At 42.8% G+C, this 21,889-nt stretch carries 20 protein-coding genes and 1 riboswitch; of the genes, 7 read left to right on the forward strand and 13 right to left on the reverse strand.

The window, feature by feature from the left end; translation table 11 throughout:
• Window positions 1-185: 185 nt before the first annotated feature.
• From ACED25_RS15720 to ribB, 5 genes are all read right to left on the reverse strand, one after another.
• Complete coding sequence (locus ACED25_RS15720; RefSeq protein ID WP_371695630.1) at window positions 186-1,646, reverse strand: ABC transporter ATP-binding protein; 1,461 nt, start codon at window positions 1,644-1,646, stop codon at window positions 186-188.
• A complete protein-coding gene (locus ACED25_RS15725; RefSeq protein WP_371695631.1) occupies window positions 1,643-2,521 on the reverse strand; it encodes an ABC transporter permease in 879 nt (292 codons plus the stop codon). The genes ACED25_RS15720 and ACED25_RS15725 overlap by 4 nt, the downstream gene beginning before the upstream one ends.
• Entirely contained in the window at window positions 2,518-3,531 is a 1,014-nt protein-coding gene (locus ACED25_RS15730; RefSeq protein ID WP_135385449.1) for an ABC transporter permease, read from the reverse strand. The genes ACED25_RS15725 and ACED25_RS15730 overlap by 4 nt, the downstream gene beginning before the upstream one ends.
• Complete coding sequence (locus tag ACED25_RS15735; RefSeq protein ID WP_102258231.1) at window positions 3,524-5,059, reverse strand: ABC transporter substrate-binding protein; 1,536 nt, start codon at window positions 5,057-5,059, stop codon at window positions 3,524-3,526. The genes ACED25_RS15730 and ACED25_RS15735 overlap by 8 nt, the downstream gene beginning before the upstream one ends.
• Window positions 5,060-5,406: 347 nt before the next feature.
• Window positions 5,407-6,063, reverse strand: a complete 657-nt coding sequence (ribB, locus tag ACED25_RS15740) for a 3,4-dihydroxy-2-butanone-4-phosphate synthase (RefSeq protein WP_017097981.1) — start codon at window positions 6,061-6,063, stop codon at window positions 5,407-5,409.
• A gap of 347 nt (window positions 6,064-6,410) precedes the next feature.
• Window positions 6,411-6,561, reverse strand: a riboswitch (FMN riboswitch).
• Window positions 6,562-6,944: 383 nt separating this feature from the next.
• Between ribB and ACED25_RS15745 the strand changes: the two genes are divergently transcribed.
• The gene (locus ACED25_RS15745) at window positions 6,945-7,691 is read left to right on the forward strand and encodes a phosphatase PAP2 family protein (protein WP_012601073.1); all 747 of its coding nucleotides are present in this window, start codon (window positions 6,945-6,947) and stop codon (window positions 7,689-7,691) included.
• A 178-nt stretch (window positions 7,692-7,869) separates the two neighbouring features.
• Here the strand turns inward: ACED25_RS15745 and ACED25_RS15750 are convergent, their stop codons facing one another.
• The 4 genes from ACED25_RS15750 to ACED25_RS15765 form a co-directional block, all read right to left on the reverse strand.
• Window positions 7,870-9,774: a methyl-accepting chemotaxis protein gene (locus ACED25_RS15750; protein WP_371695632.1), complete on the reverse strand. Its 1,905-nt coding sequence runs from the start codon at window positions 9,772-9,774 to the stop codon at window positions 7,870-7,872.
• Between the two features lie 389 nt (window positions 9,775-10,163).
• Complete coding sequence (locus ACED25_RS15755) at window positions 10,164-10,889, reverse strand: sulfite exporter TauE/SafE family protein (protein WP_371695633.1); 726 nt, start codon at window positions 10,887-10,889, stop codon at window positions 10,164-10,166.
• Between the two features lie 223 nt (window positions 10,890-11,112).
• Window positions 11,113-12,318 (reverse strand): MFS transporter, encoded by a 1,206-nt coding sequence (locus ACED25_RS15760; RefSeq protein ID WP_371695634.1) that lies wholly within the window; start codon window positions 12,316-12,318, stop codon window positions 11,113-11,115.
• A gap of 15 nt (window positions 12,319-12,333) precedes the next feature.
• Entirely contained in the window at window positions 12,334-12,561 is a 228-nt protein-coding gene (locus ACED25_RS15765; protein WP_080518039.1) for a hypothetical protein, read from the reverse strand.
• A 396-nt stretch (window positions 12,562-12,957) separates the two neighbouring features.
• Here ACED25_RS15765 and ACED25_RS15770 point away from each other — a divergent pair, with 396 nt between their 5' ends.
• A complete protein-coding gene (locus tag ACED25_RS15770) occupies window positions 12,958-13,572 on the forward strand; it encodes a YitT family protein (protein ID WP_017065874.1) in 615 nt (204 codons plus the stop codon).
• A gap of 126 nt (window positions 13,573-13,698) precedes the next feature.
• Here ACED25_RS15770 and sigZ read toward each other — a convergent pair whose 3' ends face one another.
• Window positions 13,699-14,313 carry an RNA polymerase sigma factor SigZ gene (gene sigZ, locus ACED25_RS15775; RefSeq protein ID WP_371695635.1) on the reverse strand — a complete coding sequence of 205 codons (615 nt, stop codon included), beginning with the start codon at window positions 14,311-14,313 and terminating at the stop codon, window positions 13,699-13,701.
• Window positions 14,297-14,593 carry a helix-turn-helix transcriptional regulator gene (locus tag ACED25_RS15780; protein ID WP_004733042.1) on the reverse strand — a complete coding sequence of 99 codons (297 nt, stop codon included), beginning with the start codon at window positions 14,591-14,593 and terminating at the stop codon, window positions 14,297-14,299. The genes sigZ and ACED25_RS15780 overlap by 17 nt, the downstream gene beginning before the upstream one ends.
• 233 nt (window positions 14,594-14,826) lie before the next feature.
• Here ACED25_RS15780 and ACED25_RS15785 point away from each other — a divergent pair, with 233 nt between their 5' ends.
• The 4 genes from ACED25_RS15785 to ACED25_RS15800 all read left to right on the forward strand — a co-directional run bounded on the left by ACED25_RS15785 (window position 14,827) and on the right by ACED25_RS15800 (window position 20,038).
• Complete coding sequence (locus tag ACED25_RS15785) at window positions 14,827-15,927, forward strand: permease (protein ID WP_371695636.1); 1,101 nt, start codon at window positions 14,827-14,829, stop codon at window positions 15,925-15,927.
• Between the two features lie 412 nt (window positions 15,928-16,339).
• On the forward strand, window positions 16,340-17,695 hold the full coding sequence (locus tag ACED25_RS15790; RefSeq protein WP_017101654.1) for a hypothetical protein: 1,356 nt from the start codon (window positions 16,340-16,342) through the stop codon (window positions 17,693-17,695).
• The gene (locus ACED25_RS15795) at window positions 17,682-18,998 is read left to right on the forward strand and encodes a glycosyltransferase (protein ID WP_029223012.1); all 1,317 of its coding nucleotides are present in this window, start codon (window positions 17,682-17,684) and stop codon (window positions 18,996-18,998) included. Before ACED25_RS15790 ends, ACED25_RS15795 begins: the two co-directional genes overlap by 14 nt.
• Complete coding sequence (locus tag ACED25_RS15800; RefSeq protein WP_371695637.1) at window positions 18,965-20,038, forward strand: HlyD family secretion protein; 1,074 nt, start codon at window positions 18,965-18,967, stop codon at window positions 20,036-20,038. Before ACED25_RS15795 ends, ACED25_RS15800 begins: the two co-directional genes overlap by 34 nt.
• Window positions 20,039-20,158: 120 nt before the next feature.
• Here ACED25_RS15800 and trmY read toward each other — a convergent pair whose 3' ends face one another.
• Window positions 20,159-20,758: a tRNA (pseudouridine(54)-N(1))-methyltransferase TrmY gene (gene trmY / locus ACED25_RS15805; protein WP_017097973.1), complete on the reverse strand. Its 600-nt coding sequence runs from the start codon at window positions 20,756-20,758 to the stop codon at window positions 20,159-20,161.
• Between the two features lie 257 nt (window positions 20,759-21,015).
• On the opposite strand from trmY, the gene ACED25_RS15810 reads away from it, so the two are divergent.
• Window positions 21,016-21,540 carry a DUF3087 family protein gene (locus tag ACED25_RS15810; RefSeq protein WP_371695638.1) on the forward strand — a complete coding sequence of 175 codons (525 nt, stop codon included), beginning with the start codon at window positions 21,016-21,018 and terminating at the stop codon, window positions 21,538-21,540.
• A gap of 135 nt (window positions 21,541-21,675) precedes the next feature.
• Here the strand turns inward: ACED25_RS15810 and ACED25_RS15815 are convergent.
• Window positions 21,676-21,889: hypothetical protein (locus ACED25_RS15815; RefSeq protein ID WP_371695639.1), on the reverse strand; the 214-nt coding region annotated here is incomplete at its 5' end.

The raw sequence follows: 21,889 nt of genomic DNA on the forward strand, positions 1-21,889 counted from the left end.
TCTTATGCAAGGTTAGTCAGATTGGGTTACACAGAGATGTACATTCAGTGAGTAGATAGTGAAGGTATGACTAAAGATTTACGGCGAATGTACCACTGAGAAGACAGATAACCGCGAAGCTCGTTTAGGTCGATAGCCCAATAGCCCAATAAGTCGATCGATCCAGAAATCAATAGCTAGATAAATCAATAGCGCGATAAGTCGATCACTTTATTGCATAGCTTACTCAAAGCCAGTTGATCATGGCTGATCAAAATTAGGCCGCAGTTAGCTTCTTTCGATACTTCAACAATCAGCTTTAGCGTTTGGGCTGCTGTGATGGGGTCTAATCGTGATGAGGGTTCATCTGCAATTAACAGTTTTGGGCTCATCAGTAGCGCTCGTAAAATCGCAAACCTCTGCAATTCTCCTCCGGATACTTGGCTTGATGGACGTTCAAGCAAAGCAGAGTTAAGGCTCAATCTATCTAGAAGTACGGGGATCTTGGAGCGATTTAGCTTGTGAAGCGCACACAAGTCATCAAGCAACGTTTTTAGTGTTGTGTGAGGGGAGTGCGCACTGGGTGGATCTTGGTAAAGCTTGAGGCGTTGTCCTTTTTCGATTTTTTGAAGCCAGTCGATATTGCCAGAAAAGTCGTGATGCAACCCTAGTAAAGTATCGGCGAGAGAAGACTTTCCGCACCCGCTGTCACCATAAACTCCCAGTATTTCACCTTGTGATAATGAGAACGTCAGATCTGAAAAGAGTGTTCTTTGATCGCGGTAAATAGCTAAACCTTCAACTTCAAGCAATGGCTTCTGCCCGCTTTGTATGCCAACCTCTGAGGGAGTAGCGTGACTATTTGATTCATTTGAAGGTTGCGAGGAAGTTGGCTGATCAAGAGACCAATACTCAGGTTGCGCTCGGATGAGAGCTTTTGTGTAGGTCGCTTGTGGCTGATCTAAAATGGCTTTAGCGTTTCCCCTTTCAACAATTTCGCCTTCTTTCATGACAATGATGTCACCACCTAGCATTTTAGCCAGCTTAATGTCGTGAGTGATGGTGAGCAGGCCACCGGGTTTGCCATTTTCAAGTTGTTGGCAGTGAGAAAGGAGAAGTTGCCCAACGTGATCACGTCGGCTTTCGTCTAAGCCTTTTGTGGGTTCATCGGCAATTAACAGTTTGCCTCCAGCTTGAGTCGCACATAAGTACGCAGCACGTTGCGCCATTCCGCCCGAGAGTTCAAATGGGTGTTTATCTCCATCTTTGCCCAGATCCATTTGTTGAAGTGCATGATGGGTGAGTGTGTCACTCTGGGAACGACCTTCGTTTAAAACCAGCTTATGAACTTCGCTTATCTGCGATCCTATAGTCCGAAGCGGATTGAGTGCTAACCAAGGTTCTTGAGGTAACAAAGCTATTTCTTTGCCCCAAAACTGTTCTCGATTTAAAGGGTTAAGCTCATCAAACAAAGTAATGTCGCCCTCTGGTTTTAAGGCATCAGGTAATGTGCCGGCGATAGCAGCCGCGATTAGGCTTTTCCCCGCGCCTGTTTCTCCCAAAATGGTGAGCGGACGCTGAGGATATAAATCTAAACTTAAGCTCTGGACTAAGGTTTGAGTATCAGTATGAATCGACAGGTTTTCAATTTTTAACATTGCGTTCATGCTGTTACTCCCTTATCCGCTTGTTTACCTAGTTGCAGTTTTTCTTGTTTAGATCTTGGTTCATTATGCGCATGGTTTTTTGAGGATTGCGTGTGACGTTTTCCTTGAGCTAATAAATGAAAGCTTAATACCAGAAGAAAAACGGTCAGTACCGGTTGAATTAAAACCCAAGGGGCTTGGTGGTAGTAACGGAATAGTTCAACCATCATTAAGCCGAGCTCAGCTTCTGGCGGCTTGAGCCCAACATGCAGAAAGCCTAAAGACGCGAGTGCCAGTATTGAATTACCCGTACCAAAACAGAACAGGGTGAATAAATCATTTCGGCAATCTGGCCATAAGTGACGCTTGAATATATACCAGTGGTTGAACCCATAAAGCCGAGACGCTTCTACTGCAGGTGACTGAATGAGTGACAACGTTCGGTTGCGTGATACACGGAAAAAGTCCACCCACAGCATGAGCGATATGGCGATATACAGAATGAGGAATGATCCCGGAACCATAGCCGCAAAAAGTAAAACAAGAATTAAGCCGGGCATGGCGAGTATCATGTTCACCTTGAATGAAAAGATTTTATCCCACCATCCTTGTTTCCAGCTGGCTATTACTCCCATTGACGTCCCTAACAACGCAGCCGTGGTAATACTGATTAATGCCATGGAAAGTGAGGTGGTAATGGCGTGGCTTAATCTCGCTAAATTACTGCGTCCAAAATGGTCTCTGCCTAAAGGTTCTTCGACAGAAGGCGTTGTGAATGCAAGGTCTAAATTTTGCTTGGCAATATCACCTTGATAGACAGTCCGTTCTAGCATGACTAGGCATAATAAAGCGGCTAAGATAATCAGACCTAACCATTGCGGCTTTGTTAAATTCATACGATCTTAACCTTCTTTTTTTCGGATTCTGCTTGTGGTCTATTAGGCGCGAATTTTGAAAATAAACCTGAAGTTTTATTCGCGCGTTGCCTTGGATCTAATTGGTAGTTAACAAGATCGACTAAGGTATTGATGACCACAAACAAAAGCCCCATTAGCAGAGCAGAACCTTGGATCATTGGAATATCTCGACGGAAAATCGCATGCGCTAATGCGTGACCAATACCCGGCCAAGAGAATAATGACTCGATCATAATGATCCCTTCAATTAACCCGGTTGCTTGAACACCAACAAAAGTAATAACAGGTAAAGCGATGTGTTTATGAGCGTGATGCTGAAAAGCTTGCGCCTCACTGAGTCCTTTTAAACGAGCGAATAAAAAGTGCGGTGCTGTGATGGCATCATGAGTGGCATTTCTTATAAGGCGACTAGACATTGCAGCCAGCGATAGTGCTAAGGCGAGGGCGGGCAGAACGATAAACTCGACTCGACCAAAGCCTGCCACAGGAAGCCAATTCAGCTGTAACGCAAATATAATCACCAAGGCCAAACCTATTAAAAATACAGGCTGAGCTCTTAAGATGATGGAACCTAATAGCGAGAAATGGTCTGCAAAAGAGTCGGTCCGTTTTCCACAATAAATACCGATTGGGATGGCAATGAGAAGAGAAATGACGGTCGCGACGACTGCCAATAAAATGGAATGCCCGAGCTGGTGGCTGATTTCATCAATGACGGGGGTGCCACTAATCAATGATGTTCCCAAATCAAAATGGAGAAGATCCCATAGCCATTCGAGGTATAGCTGCAAGCCCGAACGATCAAGCCCTAGCTCTTGATAAACCGCTTGTGCCGCATCCGCATCCACATAATCATACCCATAGCGACCCGCTGCAATTCGAAAAGCAAAGTCGCCGGGTAACAAGCGCATTAAAATGAAAGTGAGTGTTCCGATACTCCAAGCCACAAAGCCGGCTTGGAGTACTCTTCGGATTAAGATATTAATCATTAATCGTCATCTCTGAGATGCGATAGTTGATTTCAAATGGGTCAAATGAGAAGTGGTTAACACGTTCATTCACCGCGACTAATTGAGTGTAGAAAGTCACAGGAATCAGCGGCATTTCTTCCGCTAATATGGATGAAGCCTCTTGAGTCATTAGATTATATTGTTCTTGGTTTGGTTCAACCGATAGACGTTGAAGTAAGCTGCTGAACTCATCAGAAGACCAGTTCATTGGTCCCCAGTCACTGCCTTTATGGCTAGCAAAATCTCGCATCAGTAAGGCTAGAGGATCCGCCGTAGTGCCAAAATTACGCGCCACGAGCGCCATTTCTAATGTGCCGTCTTTGTGCTTTGATGGAATTGCACTTGAGTTATCGATAGAAACATTCACTTGAATGCCGACTTCTTTAAGCTGAGCTTGAATCGCGGTAGCTACGATAGGCAGCTCTGGTCTGTCTGAGTAGGTAGTTAAAGTAATATCGAATGTTTTGCCTTCTCGCGAAAGGAGACCTTCCTCATTTTCCTGCCAACCTTGCCCTGCAAGTAATGTTTTCGCTTGGTCGATATTGCGCTGAGTTTGCTCAAGGTTATTGATGTGCCATGCGCCAAGAGAAGGGGCAAACAGTTGATAGGCTTCAGAGCCTGGAACGCGGACAATTTGTTTTGAAATACCCGTTCGGTCCAAAGCTAGACTGATAGCTTGACGCACATCTGAATGATTCAAAAGTGGGTGTTCATTATTCAACTTAATTAGGATCGTTCTTGGGATGGACTCCATCACCAATTCAACATTCTTTGCTGACTCAAGCAGGTCGATACTGGCTGGGTCGAGTGTGTAAACCAGATCGGCTTGACCGGTTTGTGCTAACAAAGCACGGCTTTCAGAGCGATGACCTGCAAGGTAGTGAACATGTTCAATCGAGGCTTTTGTGCCCCAGTAGTCAGCATTTTTGACAACATGCGCTTTATGAGGAGCCTGTAACTCTTGGATTTTATAAGGACCTGTACCACTCAGTTGTGCAACATTTCCTTGTTGATCAAACGAACTTGGTGCTGCAATCGCTGCTGTGTAATGAGCTAACACTGCCAGCAATGGTCGATAAGGTTGAGATAGTTCTATCACTAGAAGGTTGTCTGAAGCTGATACCTCTTTGATAGGTACACGCTTTAATACGCCAGGTTTTTTTAAAGCGTGAGAAAGAGAAGTTTGAACAGCTTGCGCGGTAAGCGGGGAGCCATCGTGGAACACAACGTCTGGGCGCAATGTGAATTCCCAGCGTAAATTGTTTGCGTTAGTTGTCCATTCTTTCGCTAATAAAGGGGTGACGTTGCCTGACTTATCGATAGCAGTAAGCGCTTCAACGACTTGTAACCGTGTAAATAAATAGCCGTTTTTAGATAAATCTTGGTCGGTAAATTCAAAGGGGCCAGAAATGTTTAGCGTTGTTGGTTGTGTTTCTTTTGATGGTAAAAATATCCATATGAGTAGTGCACTGATGGAAAGTAACGCCAGTGCGGCAAGCTTTTTCATGCTTTTGTCCTAGTTATGAGTAATTATTTGCGATGTTATAACATAACAATTATGTATTGTTAATGATAATAGTTGCTAATTGGCTCGGTTTTTTATCGGACGTGAGTATGAAAAAAGCCCCACTTAAATCAGTGAGGCTCTAATTTTTGTATGCGGTTCTGATTCTAACAGGCTTTATTGGACGGTATCAGTCAGCTGTAAAAGCTGTTTGAGTGACAGTCACTATGCCCTGTTTAAAATAAGCTTGGCTCCATTGGTGAGCCTAGATCTGTTTAGGTCAATGCGCTTGAGTTAATATCGGGATACTAAGCACTAAGCACTAAGCATTAAGCATTAAATATTAAACATTAAGCCAGTTTTAGGTCGAACTCAGTGCGGTACATCACCATATCTTCAATGGTCAGTACAGGCATGTTGTGCATTTTACCGAAAGCAACGATCTCTGGCGCTTTTGCCATCGTGCCGTCTGGGTTGGTAACTTCACACAGTACACCTGCCGATTGAAGACCTGCCATTTGCATTAGATCCACAGTACCTTCTGTGTGACCGCGGCGAGCTAGTACACCACCTTTACGCGCACGCAGTGGGAATACGTGGCCAGGGCGAGCTAGGTCACTAGGCTTAGCCGTTGGGTTTGCAGCTGTCTTGATCGTTGTTACACGGTCAGCGGCAGAAACACCTGTTGTTACGCCGACTTTTGCTTCGATAGTGACGGTAAACGCAGTTTGGTTTGCGCTGTTGTTATCAACAACCATAGGTGGAAGTTCAAGTTGGTTCGCTTGCTCGTCTGTTAAGCACAAGCACACAATACCACTGCATTCTCGGATCATAAGCGCCATTTGCGCATTAGTTAGGTGTTCTACTGAGTAGATGATGTCGCCTTCGTTCTCGCGATCTTCATCGTCAAGTAGAAGTACGCCACGACCTTCGCGTAGAGCTTGCAGTGCGTTTTCAACGCGAGTGATTGGTTCGCCAAATTCGGCAAGTAGTGAAGACTGATTCATGGTTAAACTCCTAAAATATCACCAGAATCAGGGCTGTATGAGGGATCTCAACCGAGCACGACAAAGCCTACTCATTACAAGTGACTTGTACCAATCGTAGTAAACAACTGGTCATTCTAGCTGGTTAAAACCCTTGATCACGGCGTTAAATTTTTTGACTGTAGAATAACTACTTATCGAAAAATTTTGCCTTGTTCTCAAGCGTTTTTCCTGCGCTATCTCTGATCATTTATTTACTGTGATTGGTATTAGCTCATTATGGTTTTATCCAAAACGAAATGCACCCGTCTAAGTTGGAGGCATGAACCTAATAAATAGGTACACCTTTCCAACTTAAACGAGTGTGTTTTCATTCTCTCTCATCCGGACTATGACCGTCGGCTCTGGCATCTCACCAGATCTGCTGACCTCGACGAATCGAGCGCTCGCGGGCTTATCTTTAGATTTTGCTAAAAACATACCGCCGGTGGGGAATTTCGCCCCGCCCTGAGAATAAAAATTAATAATTTGTTTTGCTTTTAAAGCAGACCAAATGGTAATCCTTTCAATAGTGGATTTAAAGGACTGACAGCAAAGTTTTTCAGATTCCGGCCTTATAATCGGGTAAGTGTTCACTTTATCAGCAGAACGTGTCCGGCAGTCTTTAGTGGGATAACGCCTTTGTCTCAGCTGGTTTGAGTGGTCTTTGTTGCTCTATGAACATAAGTGGATGTCGAACATTATTGGTGCTGGCGTAGCCGTTCACCGAATCAATACTCAAGAGGTTCATCAATCGAACATTATTAGACCATGACGGCTTAATGACCGTTTTGACATAAAATTGATATTGGCAGTGCTAAGCTGCGCTAGCATCCATCCACTTTATCCAAAAGATCTTAGTCATGACATCTCCGTTCTCTAACAAATCCAAAGGCTTACTACTGCTCGTTTTAAGTTTGTCTTCTCTCGTACCGTTTTTGATCTTTGGATCTTATTTTGACCTTGGGGCTGCGGTTTCGCCTTTCCAAGGCGCCTTCATAACGTTTGTGACTTACTCGGCGGGTAATCAAGGGTTCTTGGTAACGCTAGCTGTTTTGTCTTTGGTATTGCTCACGATGAAATTTTCCAAAGCTAAGCTCGTCAGCCTTTGTATGCAGCTCGGCTTGTTGTTGGTTCTCAGCTTTGCAGCAAAAACTTTCTTAAAGCTCTCTACAGAAAGCCCGCGCCCTTATTCTGAGTATTTGGTGACGCAAGAAGTCGTTGAAATGCCAGAGCTGTTTTACGAACTGCCATTGGTAGAAAAGAATGCAGCGATTACATCTGTGAAAGATAAGGTGAGTGAGTGGCGAACACGTCATTGGCTAGGTGAGACTGACTATTCTTTCCCATCTGGGCACATGATTTTCGTTGGCGTGTGTCTGGCGTTCTTTGGCGGCTTGTTCCTAGAAGCGAAACGTTTTTACTTAGTCGGCGGTTTGCTAGTTTGGGCTGGTGGCGTTGCTTATAGCCGAGTTTGGCTTGGCATGCATCGACCTGAAGACTTGGCGGCGTCTATCGCCTTTGCTGGTCTTATCTATCTATTGGTACCACTGATTCCGACGCAAAAAATAGAACCTTTGTTACCGATGTTTCTAAGAGATAGCAAATGAGTAATAAACTTGCCTAGAAGAGCAATAGTGGGGCTTTTGAGAGAGAGGAATAAAAAACCGCCTTCGGAGAAGGCGGCTATTTTAAACGATGACTGCTATTGAAAAACTATAGACGCTATTTGAAACCATAACCGCTACACACTACGAGTTTCATTTTAAATAACTGTTTTAGTATGAATTAACGCAGTTTAAACATACCAACCATTGATGCCAGTCGTTCGTTTACTTGGGAGATATTGTTGGTTTGCACCAAAGCTTGATCTCCATTTTTGTTGAGTTCATTTACAATGTCACTCAGAGCCACCATGTTACGACTAATTTCCTGAGTTACGCTGCTTTGCTCTTCTGCGGCCGTTGCAATTTGAATGCTTAGGTCATTGATACCCGTTACTTGTGACGTTAGTTCATTTAAGCTGCTGCCCACTTTCTCGGTGTTATTAAATGTTTCGTCACAAGTCCCTTTCGTCTTATTCATAGACTCTTCAACATTCTTGTTCACTGAAAGCAAACGAGTCAGCGCTTGTTCAATCTGTTGTGTACTCGCTTGTGTTCGACTCGCTAAGGCTCTCACTTCATCCGCTACTACTGCAAACCCACGACCTTGCTCGCCCGCTCGTGCGGCTTCAATCGCTGCATTTAACGCAAGGAGATTAGTCTGTTCAGCGATTTCACCAATCACTGTTAAAAGATCACTGATCCCTTTAGTTTCTTGGCTCATGCTTTCTAGGTTCGATGATGTGTTCTCTATCTCAGAAACTAGTGCATTAACCTTCATTTGTGCATCACCGACAGCATTGAGTGATTGCTCCCCGATATCCGACGCGACTTTAGTTGATTGCGCCGTTTCACCTGCATTTTGGGCAACGGCGTCAGCTGTTGAACTCATTTCTTCAATGGCAGTGACAATTTGTTCAGTTTCTTGCACGTGCTGATTCAAAATGTGGTTATTTTCATCTGATTTATGTTCAAGTTGCTGCACATTTTCTTTCAGTTCAGACGATGCTGCGTCAATCTTTAGCATCAAGTCTTGTATATGCTCGATGAATTGGTTTACACCAGATGCGATTTGCCCTAAATCATCGTGCTTCTTTACTTCGAGCCTCTGAGTTAAATCGCCATCACCATTTGATAGCCCTGTAATGGTTTCTTTCAACGCTAGGATGGGTTTGTAAAGAATATTGAGAATGAATAACGTGGCAACTACGCTGATCAATAGGTAGACAATCGTGATCATAATCGCTTGCTGTTGAGCGACTTCTAGCGCTGCGAATACGACGCTTTTGTCTAATCCAACAAGCAGGTACCACTCTTTATCACCATAGCTAACCGCATGGCTGAACATCACTTTCTCAACGCCGTTGATACTATAATTAACGATTGTGCTTTCTGAATTTTGTGCTTTTTTTGCAACGTCTTTCAAAGAAGCGTAATCCGTTAATTTAGTGCCCACCTTAACCACATTGGATGTGCTAGCCAGCACCGTCATGTCATTGGTCATCATCATCGAAATAGCACCGTTGAGGTCGATTTCAGAGACAGTGTCACTTAGAACATCGAGTGGAATGTCTGCCAATACCACACCGTTACCAACATCTTTACCAATGCTCACCATTAAGGTACCTGTTGTGGAGTCTGTATATGGGTCTGTATATACAAGGCTTCCTGAACGCTTACCTTCTTTGTACCAAGCTTTACTACGAGGGTCGTAGCTTGGTGGACTTTTGTGATTATTCCAGCCCGGGTAATCGAATGAGGCATAAGCATCACCATTGTCAAAACCTATCATTAGGTTCGCAACATCAGCACCCAATGAGCCCACGCGCATTCGCTCGGCGTGTCTATCTTGATAATTATGTTGACGATAATCAGCAGCTACTTTTGCTACTGCTTGTGTTTTAGTATCCAGGTAAGTCTCAACCTTGTTCCCTTCAATGCGAATACGGTCTTGTGTGCTCTGGTAAATATTCTCAGTCAGTGCTTCCTTATTGCTCTGATATGAAAAATAGTTGGCTGAGCCTACACTTATTGCAATTATTGCTGATACGGCGACTAAAAGAACTTGCTTAAACCCAAGTTGTTTCATTTGAAAGTCCTTAATACTGAATGTGTTCATTTTCCTGCTTAATGAATATGCAGTATATAGACGTATTATGAATAGGACTACGCTACCAATTGAACATTCAGCCTGATTTGAACAGTCTCAGCTCTGTATACAAAAAGCTTATGAAAAAATGGTTTATGCAGTAATGGTTTATTGATGGTGAATGAGAGGGAATCGTGACCGCCAGATAGAGATGTTTACGACAGTGTGGTACTGACTTTAAAGCTTAAATAAGGCGCCGCATTAGAGTATTTGAGCATAATGGATAACGTCACTAGTCAGTCATATGAGCTTGCTTATCGAGATGAGTGAGCTGTCATCAAAACAGTTACAAAACGTAAGCAACCTTCAGTACTTGCGTTATCTCTATACTAACCAGCTAAGCCTTGCCAGATTGCAGTAAAGCCACTGATAGAACATAACAGTAAAGAACCAATGCGTATCTTCTCTTTAGGGATGCTTTGTGTCGTCATCAACGCCACTTTGTAACCCAACCAAGCAGCAGGCAGCAAAGGTATAGTGATGATCAAGTGGTGTAGCGTGAAGAAGCCAATTGGGATCTGTACAACCAACGAAATGATCGAACTAAACACGAAAAACGCAGAAAGGTTACCACGAAGCTGATTGGCATCTTGGTGTTGGAGTAGCAGTGCCATCGGTGGACCACCAATACCAGAACTGGTGCCAAAGAACCCAGAAAAGAACCCCGCAATACCCATCTTAGTTGGGGTTGGTTCGAGTCTAAAGGGCAGTAGGCTAACAATCACGGCAAATACTACCAATAAGCCCAACCATAGTGATAACACGCTCGTTGAAACCATCACCAACAAAGCACCACCTGCCAGTGACCCCGGAATACGGCCCAGCAATGCGATTTTTAATCCGCCAATCGAGATATTCGCTCGATGTTTAAAAGCGTTGAATAACGAGATAAACAGACCAATTAAACAGATAGGCGCAGGTACATAATCTGGAGAGACCAAAAACAGCAGTGGGGCTGCAACAATAGCCAAACCAAAGCCGATTGCGGTTTGCACAAATGAGCCAGCAAAAATGAGTGCCATTGCGATAAGGACAGTCTGATCTATGTATTCCATAAGCCTGCGGATTAGTTTTAAAGGAGCGAGTGGATACTATAAATTAAAACGAAAAGAATAGTCTTATTATTCAGTGAGGTTTATGCAAGTTTCGTTAGTTATCATTTCGATAATAACGACTAACAAAAAAGCGAGTGAGCATATCAGGATACTTCCTTTCAATACTCACTCGCTTATTGGAACGACTTGTTGCTTACGCTAGTGGGGGAGTCAGCATAAAACGTTAAGCCATTGCCAATTTCAGTTGCTCAATCGGCTTGTCATTGATTGGTAAATGGATCAGTGCTGCTGCAAATGCCAGTACCACTGTTGACCACCAGATTGGCTCGTAAGATCCGTAGTAATCGTAAATACGACCACCAACCCAAGCGCCTAAGAAGCTACCCACTTGGTGAGTAAAGAATACCAAGCCGTACAACGTCGACAGGTAACGAGCACCGAAGATCTGACGAACTAAACCAGACGTTAGCGGAACCGTACCCAACCAACAGAAACCAATCGCCGCACCGAAGATAGCCGCGGTTGACTCAGTCACTGGCAAAGTCACAAACGCACCAATAACTACAGTACGCACTAAGTACAGTGCCGACATTACATGACGTTTGCTGAACTTATCGCCCATCACACCCCAGAAGTAAGACCCGAAGATGTTGAAGATACCTACATAAGCCAGTGCCATTGCTGCGCTGCTTGCTGGTAGGTTTTTGTCGGCTAAGTAACTTGGTAAGTGCGTCGCAATGAACATCACGTGGAAACCACACACGAAGAAGCCCGCATGAATCAACCAATAACTTTTGTTCGAAAATGCTTCAGACAGTGCTTCTTTCAGTGTCTGGGTGTCTTGTACTTGTTTATTGGTTGTTAACTTCGGTGCTCGCATAAACAGCGCAAATGAGATCATCAAACAACAAAGCACGCCAAATACTTGCATCGCACTTTGCCAATCAAACTCGTTCAACATGTATTGCGCGCCCGGAATTACCGCGAACATACCAAATGAACCAGCTGCTGTGGTTAAACCAAATGCCTTCGCTGCGTGCTCTGCAGGTACTACTTTTGCTACTGCGCCCAACACGATCACATAGCTCGTCGCACTCAATCCAAGGCCAACTAATGCGCCTAGTGAAACGTAAAGCATGCTTGATTCGGTAGAAATAGAGGTAAGAAGTAAACCCAAACCGTAAGCACATGCGCCTGCAATAATGATGCGTCTTGCTCCCCATTTGTCAGCGGCCATGCCCACAAAAGGTTGGAACACACCGAACAGCAGGTTTTGTAGAGCAATGGCGAAGCTGAAAAACTCACGGCCAGTGCCGAAATGCTCTGAAATTGGCATCATGAAAATGCCGAATGATTGTCTGATCCCTAGACTGATAATAAGTGTGCCGATCCCAAGCCATACCAGTAAAGGAAAACGGAAAATGCTCATTCTAATACTCTTAAATTAATGGTGGTGATGTGAGTGGTCTTGCGCTGACATGTGTTGGTCAGTCATCTTATTATGGTGTTCGTGCCCGGAATGCTCATGCGCTGACTGCTGGTGGCATCCACTGCTAACGGCATGCTGAGCCAAGAGATCAATCAATGGCTGACTGTGATGCACAATTACCAAACTAATAACAAGGAATAGCGTCATTCTGGCGAGTTGGGCAAAAAGAGATTGTGAAAACATAAGGTGTTTACATGCGCTCAATGTTGTAAGAAGTCGCGCATCATAATGACGAGTAGGGTATGTATCAAATGACCTTTTGTGATTTAGTCTATGCGTTTTATGCATAGATTTAAGCATCGCTGGAATTGGAATGAAACGTAGCTAATAAATAGGAAAACACGAAGCTGGCTGATTATGTGGTAGAAGCGGAGAATTTTGGATGGATATTTAATTTTTTAGATATAACTGCTTGCTTTAGTGAAGTATTTTAAAGCCTGTAAAAACTAGTATACAAATTAATCACTCAGTAACACTGCGCAATTACTCGACTTATCTGTTAAACATCGTAAATTTGTACTTCAATCGTTTCAACGGGACTGAAACGCGATGTTAAAAGATTCAGGGAGAGTCATTCACATGGATAAAGATCATAACCTTCGCGAAAACTTACTGGCACTGATCTTAGGTAGCGCGCTAGTGTCACTCGGCGTTATCTTTTTCAATCAAGTCGGTTTGCTCACCGGAGGCACGGCTGGTCTAGCGATCTTCATTACCAAAGTAACAGACCTAAGCTTTGGCCAAGTGTTCTTCGCACTTAACTTACCTTTCTATATTTTGTCGGTTGCTCGTATGGGCTGGCGCTTCACCATCAATACCTTTATCGCGGTTTCGATTGTTTCGTTCGCTGTGGATCATTTATATCACGTGATTCAGATTGCCGAAATTCATGCATTGTATGCAGCCTTACTGGGCGGTGGCTTAATTGGTACCGGCATGTTGGTGATCTTCCGTCATAAGATGAGCTTAGGTGGCTTCAACATTCTGGCGCTGTTCTTACAAGAACGTTTTGGGATTCGTGCGGGTAAGGTTCAGATGGCACTAGATTGTACGATTGTTGTGCTTTCACTGTTTATTGTTGATGTGTCGCTGGTTCTTCTGTCTGTACTGGGTGCGATAGTAACCAACTTGATTTTGGCGATGAACCATAAACCGGGACGCTATCAACCGGTCGTAAAAGCGGAAGCGGCGTAGTTCGGTACGATCAAGCACTAGGTTCGCTTAAGCACTCGATTCGCATAAACAAAGCGTGATTTTCAGATTATGAAAACAACAAAGCCAGCATCAACTGCTGGCTTTGTTCTATTTTAGGGATGGCTATTAGCACTTACTGCAATCGTTATCTGGTTTGAGCTCGCAGTCAATCACATTGCCTTGTTGATCAAGTGACAGGTTACAGCACTCTTCAAACAAGTTCTTAAGATCCCCGCGGCTTTTCTGAACACGAGACTTAACGGTTGAGTAGCTGATATTTTGCGCCTCTGCGATCCCTTTTTGGCTTTGGCCTTTGATGTCGACGGCAAGCAGTAGCGATGAACTTTGTTCTGGCAGTGCTTGAATGAAAGGTTCAATACACAATGAAAGCTTCTGCTTAAATTCAGAGTCGTGGTCTAAATCGGTAAACCACAGATCTTCAGTATCAATTTGGCTATCGCGTTGTTGGCGTGCATGCTTACGGTAGAAGTCGATAATGGTGTTGTTGGCTAACTGGAACAGCCAAGCCTTAACACTGCTCGCGTCTTGTACCTTGTCTAAGTTCTGATAGGTCTTAATCAAGATATCTTGGAGCAAGTCGTCTACATCCGCAGAATTGTTGACCTTTGAATGCAGGAATGACTTTAATGCTTGCTGATACTCGGCCCAGACTTGTTCGAGCTTCAAAGGTGCCTTATTCAAAGGTGCCCCGTTCAAAGATGCATTAGTTGCACTGTTCATTTACGCAACACTCGTCTTGTAAGAAATCAATCACGCCTTCTAGGCATTCATACTCTGCCACGCAGAATAGGGTTCTTCCTTCTCGTCTTTGGCTGATGAGGCCTGCAGACGCTAGGCTTGAAATGTGGTGAGACAAGGTGGAACCAGGGATACCTAGCTCTTCTTGTAGGCCGCCGACTGCAATGCCTTGGTAGCCAGCTTTAACGACACTCTTATAAATAGTTAGGCGAATAGGGTGTCCCAACTCTTTAAGTGCTTTCGCTACGACTTCTAAGTTCATATTAACTCCTCAAGATTTAATTTCGATGTTAGTCGAAATGTATGTCGAATTCAAATTAAAAAACGATAGCTGTGTAAGTCATTGAAAAACTGTGTTTTCGAAAATTATTTCGATTTTTACCGAAATAAATATTGATCTGAAGCTGTTTATTTCTATAATTCGAGAATATTCGAAATTAAGGGTTGGTTACTTTTCTCATAGAGTCTGACCTTCAATCCAGTTTGGAGTTAATTATGAGCAATGAAATGTTAACAATGCTAAAAGACGCACTTGATATGTTCGCTTTCTTAGCAGTAGAGCTAATTATCCTTTTCTTAGCGATCAGCTACATTGTTGGGATTCTGCAAGAGTTTCTTACGCCAGAGAAGATTCAATCGATTCTGAGCTCGCGTAATGGTAAGGGTTATGTGGTTGCAGCACTATTGGGTGCAATTACACCTTTCTGTTCATGTTCGACCATTCCTTTCTTAAAAGGATTGCTGCGTGCAAGAGCGGGTTTCGGTCCAATGATGGTGTTCCTATTCGGTAGCCCACTATTGAACCCGGTTATCATTGGTTTGTTCGTGATTACCTTCGGCTGGCAAGTTGCTGTGTTCTACTTCCTGGTAGCAATGACGGTGTCTGTAGTGGCTGGTTACGCACTTGAGAAGCTTGGCTTTGAGCGTTACGTAAAACCTGAAGGGTATGAATCAACAGGTTCAGCTTCAAGCTGTGGCACTAGCTGTGGTGACTCTGCTCCTGAGGAAGCAGCACCGGCTAAAGCGGAATCTTCATGTGGTACAAGTGTATGTGGCGAACCTGCACCAGTAATGACTAAGGAGACATCTTGTTGCGATTCGAAAAAAGAAGAGCCACAAGTCACTGTTTCATGCTGTTCAGCGGATGGAAGCGTAACAGCTGAAATCGTAGAGAAGAAAGAACCTAGCCGTTGGATGAGAATTTGGTTCTCAACTTGGAAAGACTTCAAACAAGTTTTCCCTTACCTGATGATGGGTATCGCGATTGGTTCATTCATCTACGGCTTCATTCCTACAGACCTAATTGCACAGTACGCTGGTGAAGGTATGTGGTATGCGATTCCTGTAGCCGCTGTAATTGGTATCCCACTGTACATTCGTGCTGAAGCGGTAATCCCATTAAGTGCTGCTCTAGTTCAGAAAGGTATGGCGTTGGGTTCAGTAATGGCATTGATTATCGGTAGTGCAGGTGCAAGTTTGACAGAAGTTATCCTGCTTAAATCAATCTTCAAGAACCAAATGATTGTAGCATTCCTATTCGTTATCCTAAGCATGGCGATGGGTGCAGGCTTCCTATACAGCTTCATCTTTGGTTAATCGGGTCTGATTCCTAGATAACTCCATTGATAGCAAGATATAGATAATAAAAAAGAGCTCACTTAGTTGAGCTCTTTTTGTGTTTAGGAGGTCAAAAAATCATGGGCATTAGGCTTAATTTTTTTGAGAACGCTATTATTCCGGAAGTGCTGCTATCGAAAATAACACTCATCAACCCCTACTTTTAGACTTGAATGTAACCGCTTTGATGCCAAGTATTAACAATATTCATGTTTCGTAGGTGTTAATTAATTGGTGAGCTTATTTAATCTTTTTGGCTAATTATTGGACGGTTTTCATATCGATATCTAGTATTTATGTAAGGGTGAATAATGAAATAGCATCGTTCAAAATTAACGTTTGTTTAGCTTTAATTCAACGATGACAGCGTCAAAAGACTTGGAGTTAATGAATGAAAGATAAGTTGAAAATTTACTGCCTTGGAACCCCTACACTTGAAACCAGAGAATCATTTGAGCTCGTGCCAGTCAGTGACATTAATCAACTCCCTGAATTATTGGGCGGCGTCATAGTTCTAAATGGCGATCTTAGTTCGCAAGACGACGTGATGAGCCAACTCCACCGTAGCAGGAAATTTTGGTCTTGGAAGATTTATATTTTAGAAGATAGTGCATTATCAGAGTGTTTATCAGACGGCACTTTAAATCCAGAAAGTGTTGAAGAAGAGGTGATTCAACACCGCAGAACGTTAGAAAGTATTATCGACACATCGGATACATTAGACCCTCTTGTTGGGTGGTTAGGCTTGGATCAAAGACGTCGATTATCACCTCACAAATATTTGTCTCATAAATCGATATATTCCTATCCGTTAGTGGAGCTTTACTATCCGGAGTTAAGTTCAACTTATCGTTTTGTATTATCAGAGACTAAGCGAGACACTTTTGAAATTGAGGATTTAATCGATCGAGTAAGAGTGTGTCATGAATGTGCCAGTGCCCACTTAAACTACATCGAAGCGTGTCCTTCTTGCAAAGACATTGATATTACTGAGCGTACCTCTCTCCATTGTTTCACGTGTGGCCATGTTGCTGAACAAGGGCTTTTCAAACGCAATCAAAAATTAGAATGCCCGAAATGTTTGACTCAGCTTCGACATATTGGAGTGGATTATGATCGCCCTTTAGAAACTCATACATGTAACTCATGCTCTCACTCTTTTTCTGAGGCGGAGACATTAGCTTCTTGTTTCGAGTGTGGTACAAAAAACGATATTTCAAAGTTGGTTGTTAGGAAGATTTATTCGCTGAAACTTGGAGTTCAGGGAGAGTATATATTCCGTCATGGAGTGAAGCTATCGGCGCCTGAACTGACCTTAAGCGGGAAAGTAGACGGCGGGTATTTTTCTAATCTTCTTAGCTGGGTTAATAGGATTGCACTTCGCCACGAAGAAGAGCACTTATTATTGGGGTTACACCTGCCTGATTTAGCGCAGTATGTGTCTAAAAATGGAGACGCAAAAATGTTTGCTTTGATCGAGCAAATTACAGAGCGTTTAAACGGATTGTTTAGAGATTCTGATATTTGTTGTCAGTTTAAAAACGATGTTCTTCTTGTATTTATGCCTAAAGCTAAGATGGAACATATAGAAGTATTACGCGGGAAAATAGAAGCACTTTGTTCTTTAATCGAAGATGACGATTTCACGCTGAATGTCTTTGCATGGGGTATACCCGATCCAACAATGAAAGAAGATGTTGGTTATTGGTTAGAAAGTAAAGTCAGTGAAATCTATGCTGTCAGTTAGCCTTGATCTCCAACAGTACTTCTGGGGGATGCTTTTAGAGAACTCTGAGCTTTGGCTGATGCTTTTCCCCATGATGATTATGGTGGAGCTCCCACTCTTTCTGCTTGTGTTAAGTGGAATCTTTCGCTGGTCTTATTCGGCCAGTGATATAGAGATAAAAGAATACCCAAGCATCTCGTTTGTAATTACTTGTTATGGAGAAGGAGATGCAATTGAGATAACGATCGACACGCTTGTTGAACAGCTTTATCCCGGAAAGATTGAGATTTTAGCCGTAGTCGATGGAGCAACTCAAAATGAAGATACCTACTTAGCTGCAATGCGAGGGGAGCAAAGACATAAAACGGTAAGAAACAGAGATGTTCGTGTCATTCCTAAGTGGCAAAGAGGAGGTCGCGTATCAACGTTAAATGCTGGTTTAGATAACGCTACTGGTGACTTTGTTATTAATGTTGATGGTGATACTTCTTTTGATAACGACATGGCGTTACAAATGATGAAGCAATTTACTGATAAGAATGTGATTGCTTCTGGAGGTGCTTTACGCGTTAGAAACTGGCAAGAAAATTTGCTTACGCGAATGCAGTCTCTTGAATATATGTTATCAATGCAAGCTGGTAAGACGGGGCTATCCAACTGGGGTGTTCTAAATAATATATCAGGAGCATTTGGTGCCTTTCGAAAGAACACTCTGAAGCAAGTTGGAGGGTGGGATACCCATACTGCTGAAGATCTCGACTTAACGATGAGGCTCAAACAGTACAAGAAAAGACATCCAAACAATAAACTCGCTTTTACACCTAAAGCTGTGGGCCATACTGATGTACCCGATACACTGAAAGGGTTGGTACAACAAAGGCTAAGATGGGATGGAGACTTATTATTTCTGTTTTTAAGGAAACACAATGAAGGTCTAACCCCTAGATTACTCGGTTGGGGAAACTTTATATTTACTTTAGTTTATGGCGTTCTACAAAACGTATTGCTGCCCATTCTAGTTTCGCTATTCATGTTTTACATATTTTGGGCTTACCCCTTCGATTTTGTTGCTGCACTTCTGATCCTTATCTACTGCGTCTATTTGTCGACAGTGTTGTTGTTTTTTACTGTCTATATTGGGTTGGTTTCCGAAAGAGCGAAAGAAGATCTTAAGATGGCAAAATGGCTAATCTTGTATCCGTTTTATCAGTTCTTTATGCGGTTGATTACGGCGTTCTCTATGGTGAATGAGTTATTTAGAAGAAGTCATGAAGAATCCAGTATGGCTCCTTGGTGGGTATTGAAAAAAGGCAAAAGGTTTTAACAATGAAAGTGAAATTTCATCTTGATAAAAAGAATAACCCTCAATCGGATGATGGTGTCAAAGTTGCTTACGGACAAGCGAAAAGAGGAGGCTACCGCTTTCGTTGGTATTTGATCTTGAGCTTGGTAATAAGCCCACTTTTATTCGTGGCTTATTTTTTCTTGAAGACAAATTTTCTCGTGATTGCTCCGGCTATTGTTACGTCTTATCCAGTTACCTTGACAGCTAAGGTTGCAGGCGTTGTTGGACCTATTCCGATAGAAGGCGGAACTCGAGTAGAGCAATCCCAGACCGTAATTCAATTGACGAATTTGGAAGTGGAAGCGCAAATCGAATTTCTTCATGCTGAGTTATTAGATTTAGAAATCAGGTTTCCTGATGATATTGGCTTACTGCACTTGAAAGGTATTGAAGAAACGCGCAGTAATTTAAACACGGTACAGCAAATTCAAACGCGCTATGAAGAATACAGGAAGAAAGGTCAGGTATCCGATGTGGACTACGCAAGTATAGTGGGAATGAGTAACTCACTTAACAATCAGCTTAATGGACAAAAACTTGATTATCAAAATGCGAAATTAGCTGAACAAGAAAGAGAATTAGCGGGTCCGGTTAGTCAGGCTCGACGTGCTTTAATGAAAGATCTAGCACTTAAACGTGTTGTTGAGCAAGGGTTGGCGATTAAGTCTCCCTATGCAGGTCGCGTTGTCGATATCCATGTCGTTGAAGGGCAGAGAGTGTTCGAAGGTGACGAGCTTGTAACGATAGCGAAGAATACCATCCCGCAAGTGGTCGCGTATTTAGACCCTAAATATTTAGAGAATGCGATAATAGGAGCTCATACCAAGGTAAGGTTTCCAAATGGTAGTACTTTTGAGGCTGAGATTGCAGATTCGGTAGAAATCGTCAGTAAGTTGCCGACTCAATTAGCAAGCCCTTTTGAAGGGCAGCCAGCATATCTCAAAGTAGCATTGAACTTTACGGCTGATTTGCCTAGAGAATATTGGATTGAAGGGATGACCGTCGAAGTGCGTTTTTAATTAGCACGCTAACTTGACCATAAATGGAGCGTATATCGCTCCATTTATTGTTTTAGGGCTAGCTATTTTTATAGCGAACTGTTGTTTTAGAGTGAACTATCGTAGAGAGAGCTGTGGATATCAAAAACCACGTACATCCAGTTCATTGTTGATCAACACAACACACTGAGAAGCAAACAGCATGTTTGGACCTAAGCTGATTTTCTCTGTGCCTAAACGCTTCAAGCTGTTGTAGCTTTTCTTCGGCATAGGGATGTGATCAGTAAGAAGGAAACATGGGTTTTCAGCAATCTCTGCATCACGGATAAAGTCACCCTTCTTATCCATCATGTACAGCTGGTGGTCTTCGGCCAGTTCTTTGACCAACTTTTCAAAGCTCATAGTGCGAACAGTGATGCCCGGTTCTACCTGACGTGTCTGTTCTTTTGTCATGCCTTGAGAAGCGTCAACCGCTCTTACTACCGCAGATAACAGTGCAGATTCATGAAAGCCACCAATGTTGGTGATTTCATTTGAATCGAATGTAATGGTACGAGAAAAGTCTTTAGTACTCTCTAGCACAAGGTGCACGGTGACATTCTCACGGTGAGATTGAGCAACGAAGATCGTGTTCATCAGAGTATGAGCCAGAATCTCAGTATGAGCGTCTTGCCCAACACCTTCTAAGATAAGTTTGCTCTCTGTAGGGGCTGCGCGAGCGCGTAATACAAATGAACGCATGGAATGTACCTTGTCAGTATGTGATAAAGCGAAACAGACTTTATCAGCATGAATTGATGAATAACTAAAAATTATGGCGGTATGTAACTCTTTTCTATTAATGAAGTCAAATGGAGTTATGTATAGTACTGATCGGAATAACTCTACGTATTAAATAGAGAGTGACCACATTACAAGATGGTAAAGGTTGAAGCGAACCAAGGTTTACATAGATAGTATGCGCAAATTATTAGGTGACTTACATAAGGAAGTAGTCGATGAAGTTACAGAAGATTAATAAAGAAGAATATAGAAAGAAGATGAACCTACTGTTGGTTTCATTGGTTGGGTCGCTTGCATTGTTTGCCATTGTATTCGGCACCATTCTGATCGAATTGTTTGGCTCGGCGACTTCAATTACTGGTGAATCGACAGGGAACTTTCATTTGAATGTACTTGGCGTGATTTTATCAGTCGCACTGAATGCCTTTATCGCGAGCCGTGTGAAAGGGCATGACTACTTTAAGGAAGCGCTTTATGTGTGGAACCTTAAACAAACTCACAATCAAATCTATCGTAAGCTCAAGCGTATTCAACCGAAAGCTGAGCAAGGTGATCGAGAAGCATTAACTATCCTTTACTTCTATTACACTACGCAAAAACAGGTATACGACCTAGATAACAATACATTGACGATAAAAACGGTTCAGCAATCGTTAGATAACATAGTGGAGCTAAGTGAAAAGTGGAGTATCGAACTGGATATAGAGGCATTTTCGAAAGATCTAGTCGCAAAATTCTAAGTTATATGCTCTTGATTGTATGAGCTTTAACCTGTGAAAGAGGGTTTTGACGTAAAAGTAGCCGCTTAAGCAACTTTTTTGAATTTTTATTAAAATAGGGGTTGCCATGTTTTCGATGATCTCTATAATGCCGCCTCACTGACACGGCAGACGCCACAAGGCTTCAGCGGTAATCAGTAAGACGGAAGGTTCGAAAGAAATTAATTTTAAAAAGTGTTTGACACTTAAGATTAAATCGCTAGAATTCACGTCCGCTTTCAAAGGTTTCTTTGTAAAAAGAAAGTTTCGATAAGCAAAGCTCTTTAACAATTTAAACCTATCAATCTGTGTGGGCACTCGTTGATGAATA

Source organism: Vibrio sp. 1F263 (genome assembly GCF_041439035.1).
GTDB classification, from domain to species: domain Bacteria; phylum Pseudomonadota; class Gammaproteobacteria; order Enterobacterales; family Vibrionaceae; genus Vibrio; species Vibrio tasmaniensis_A.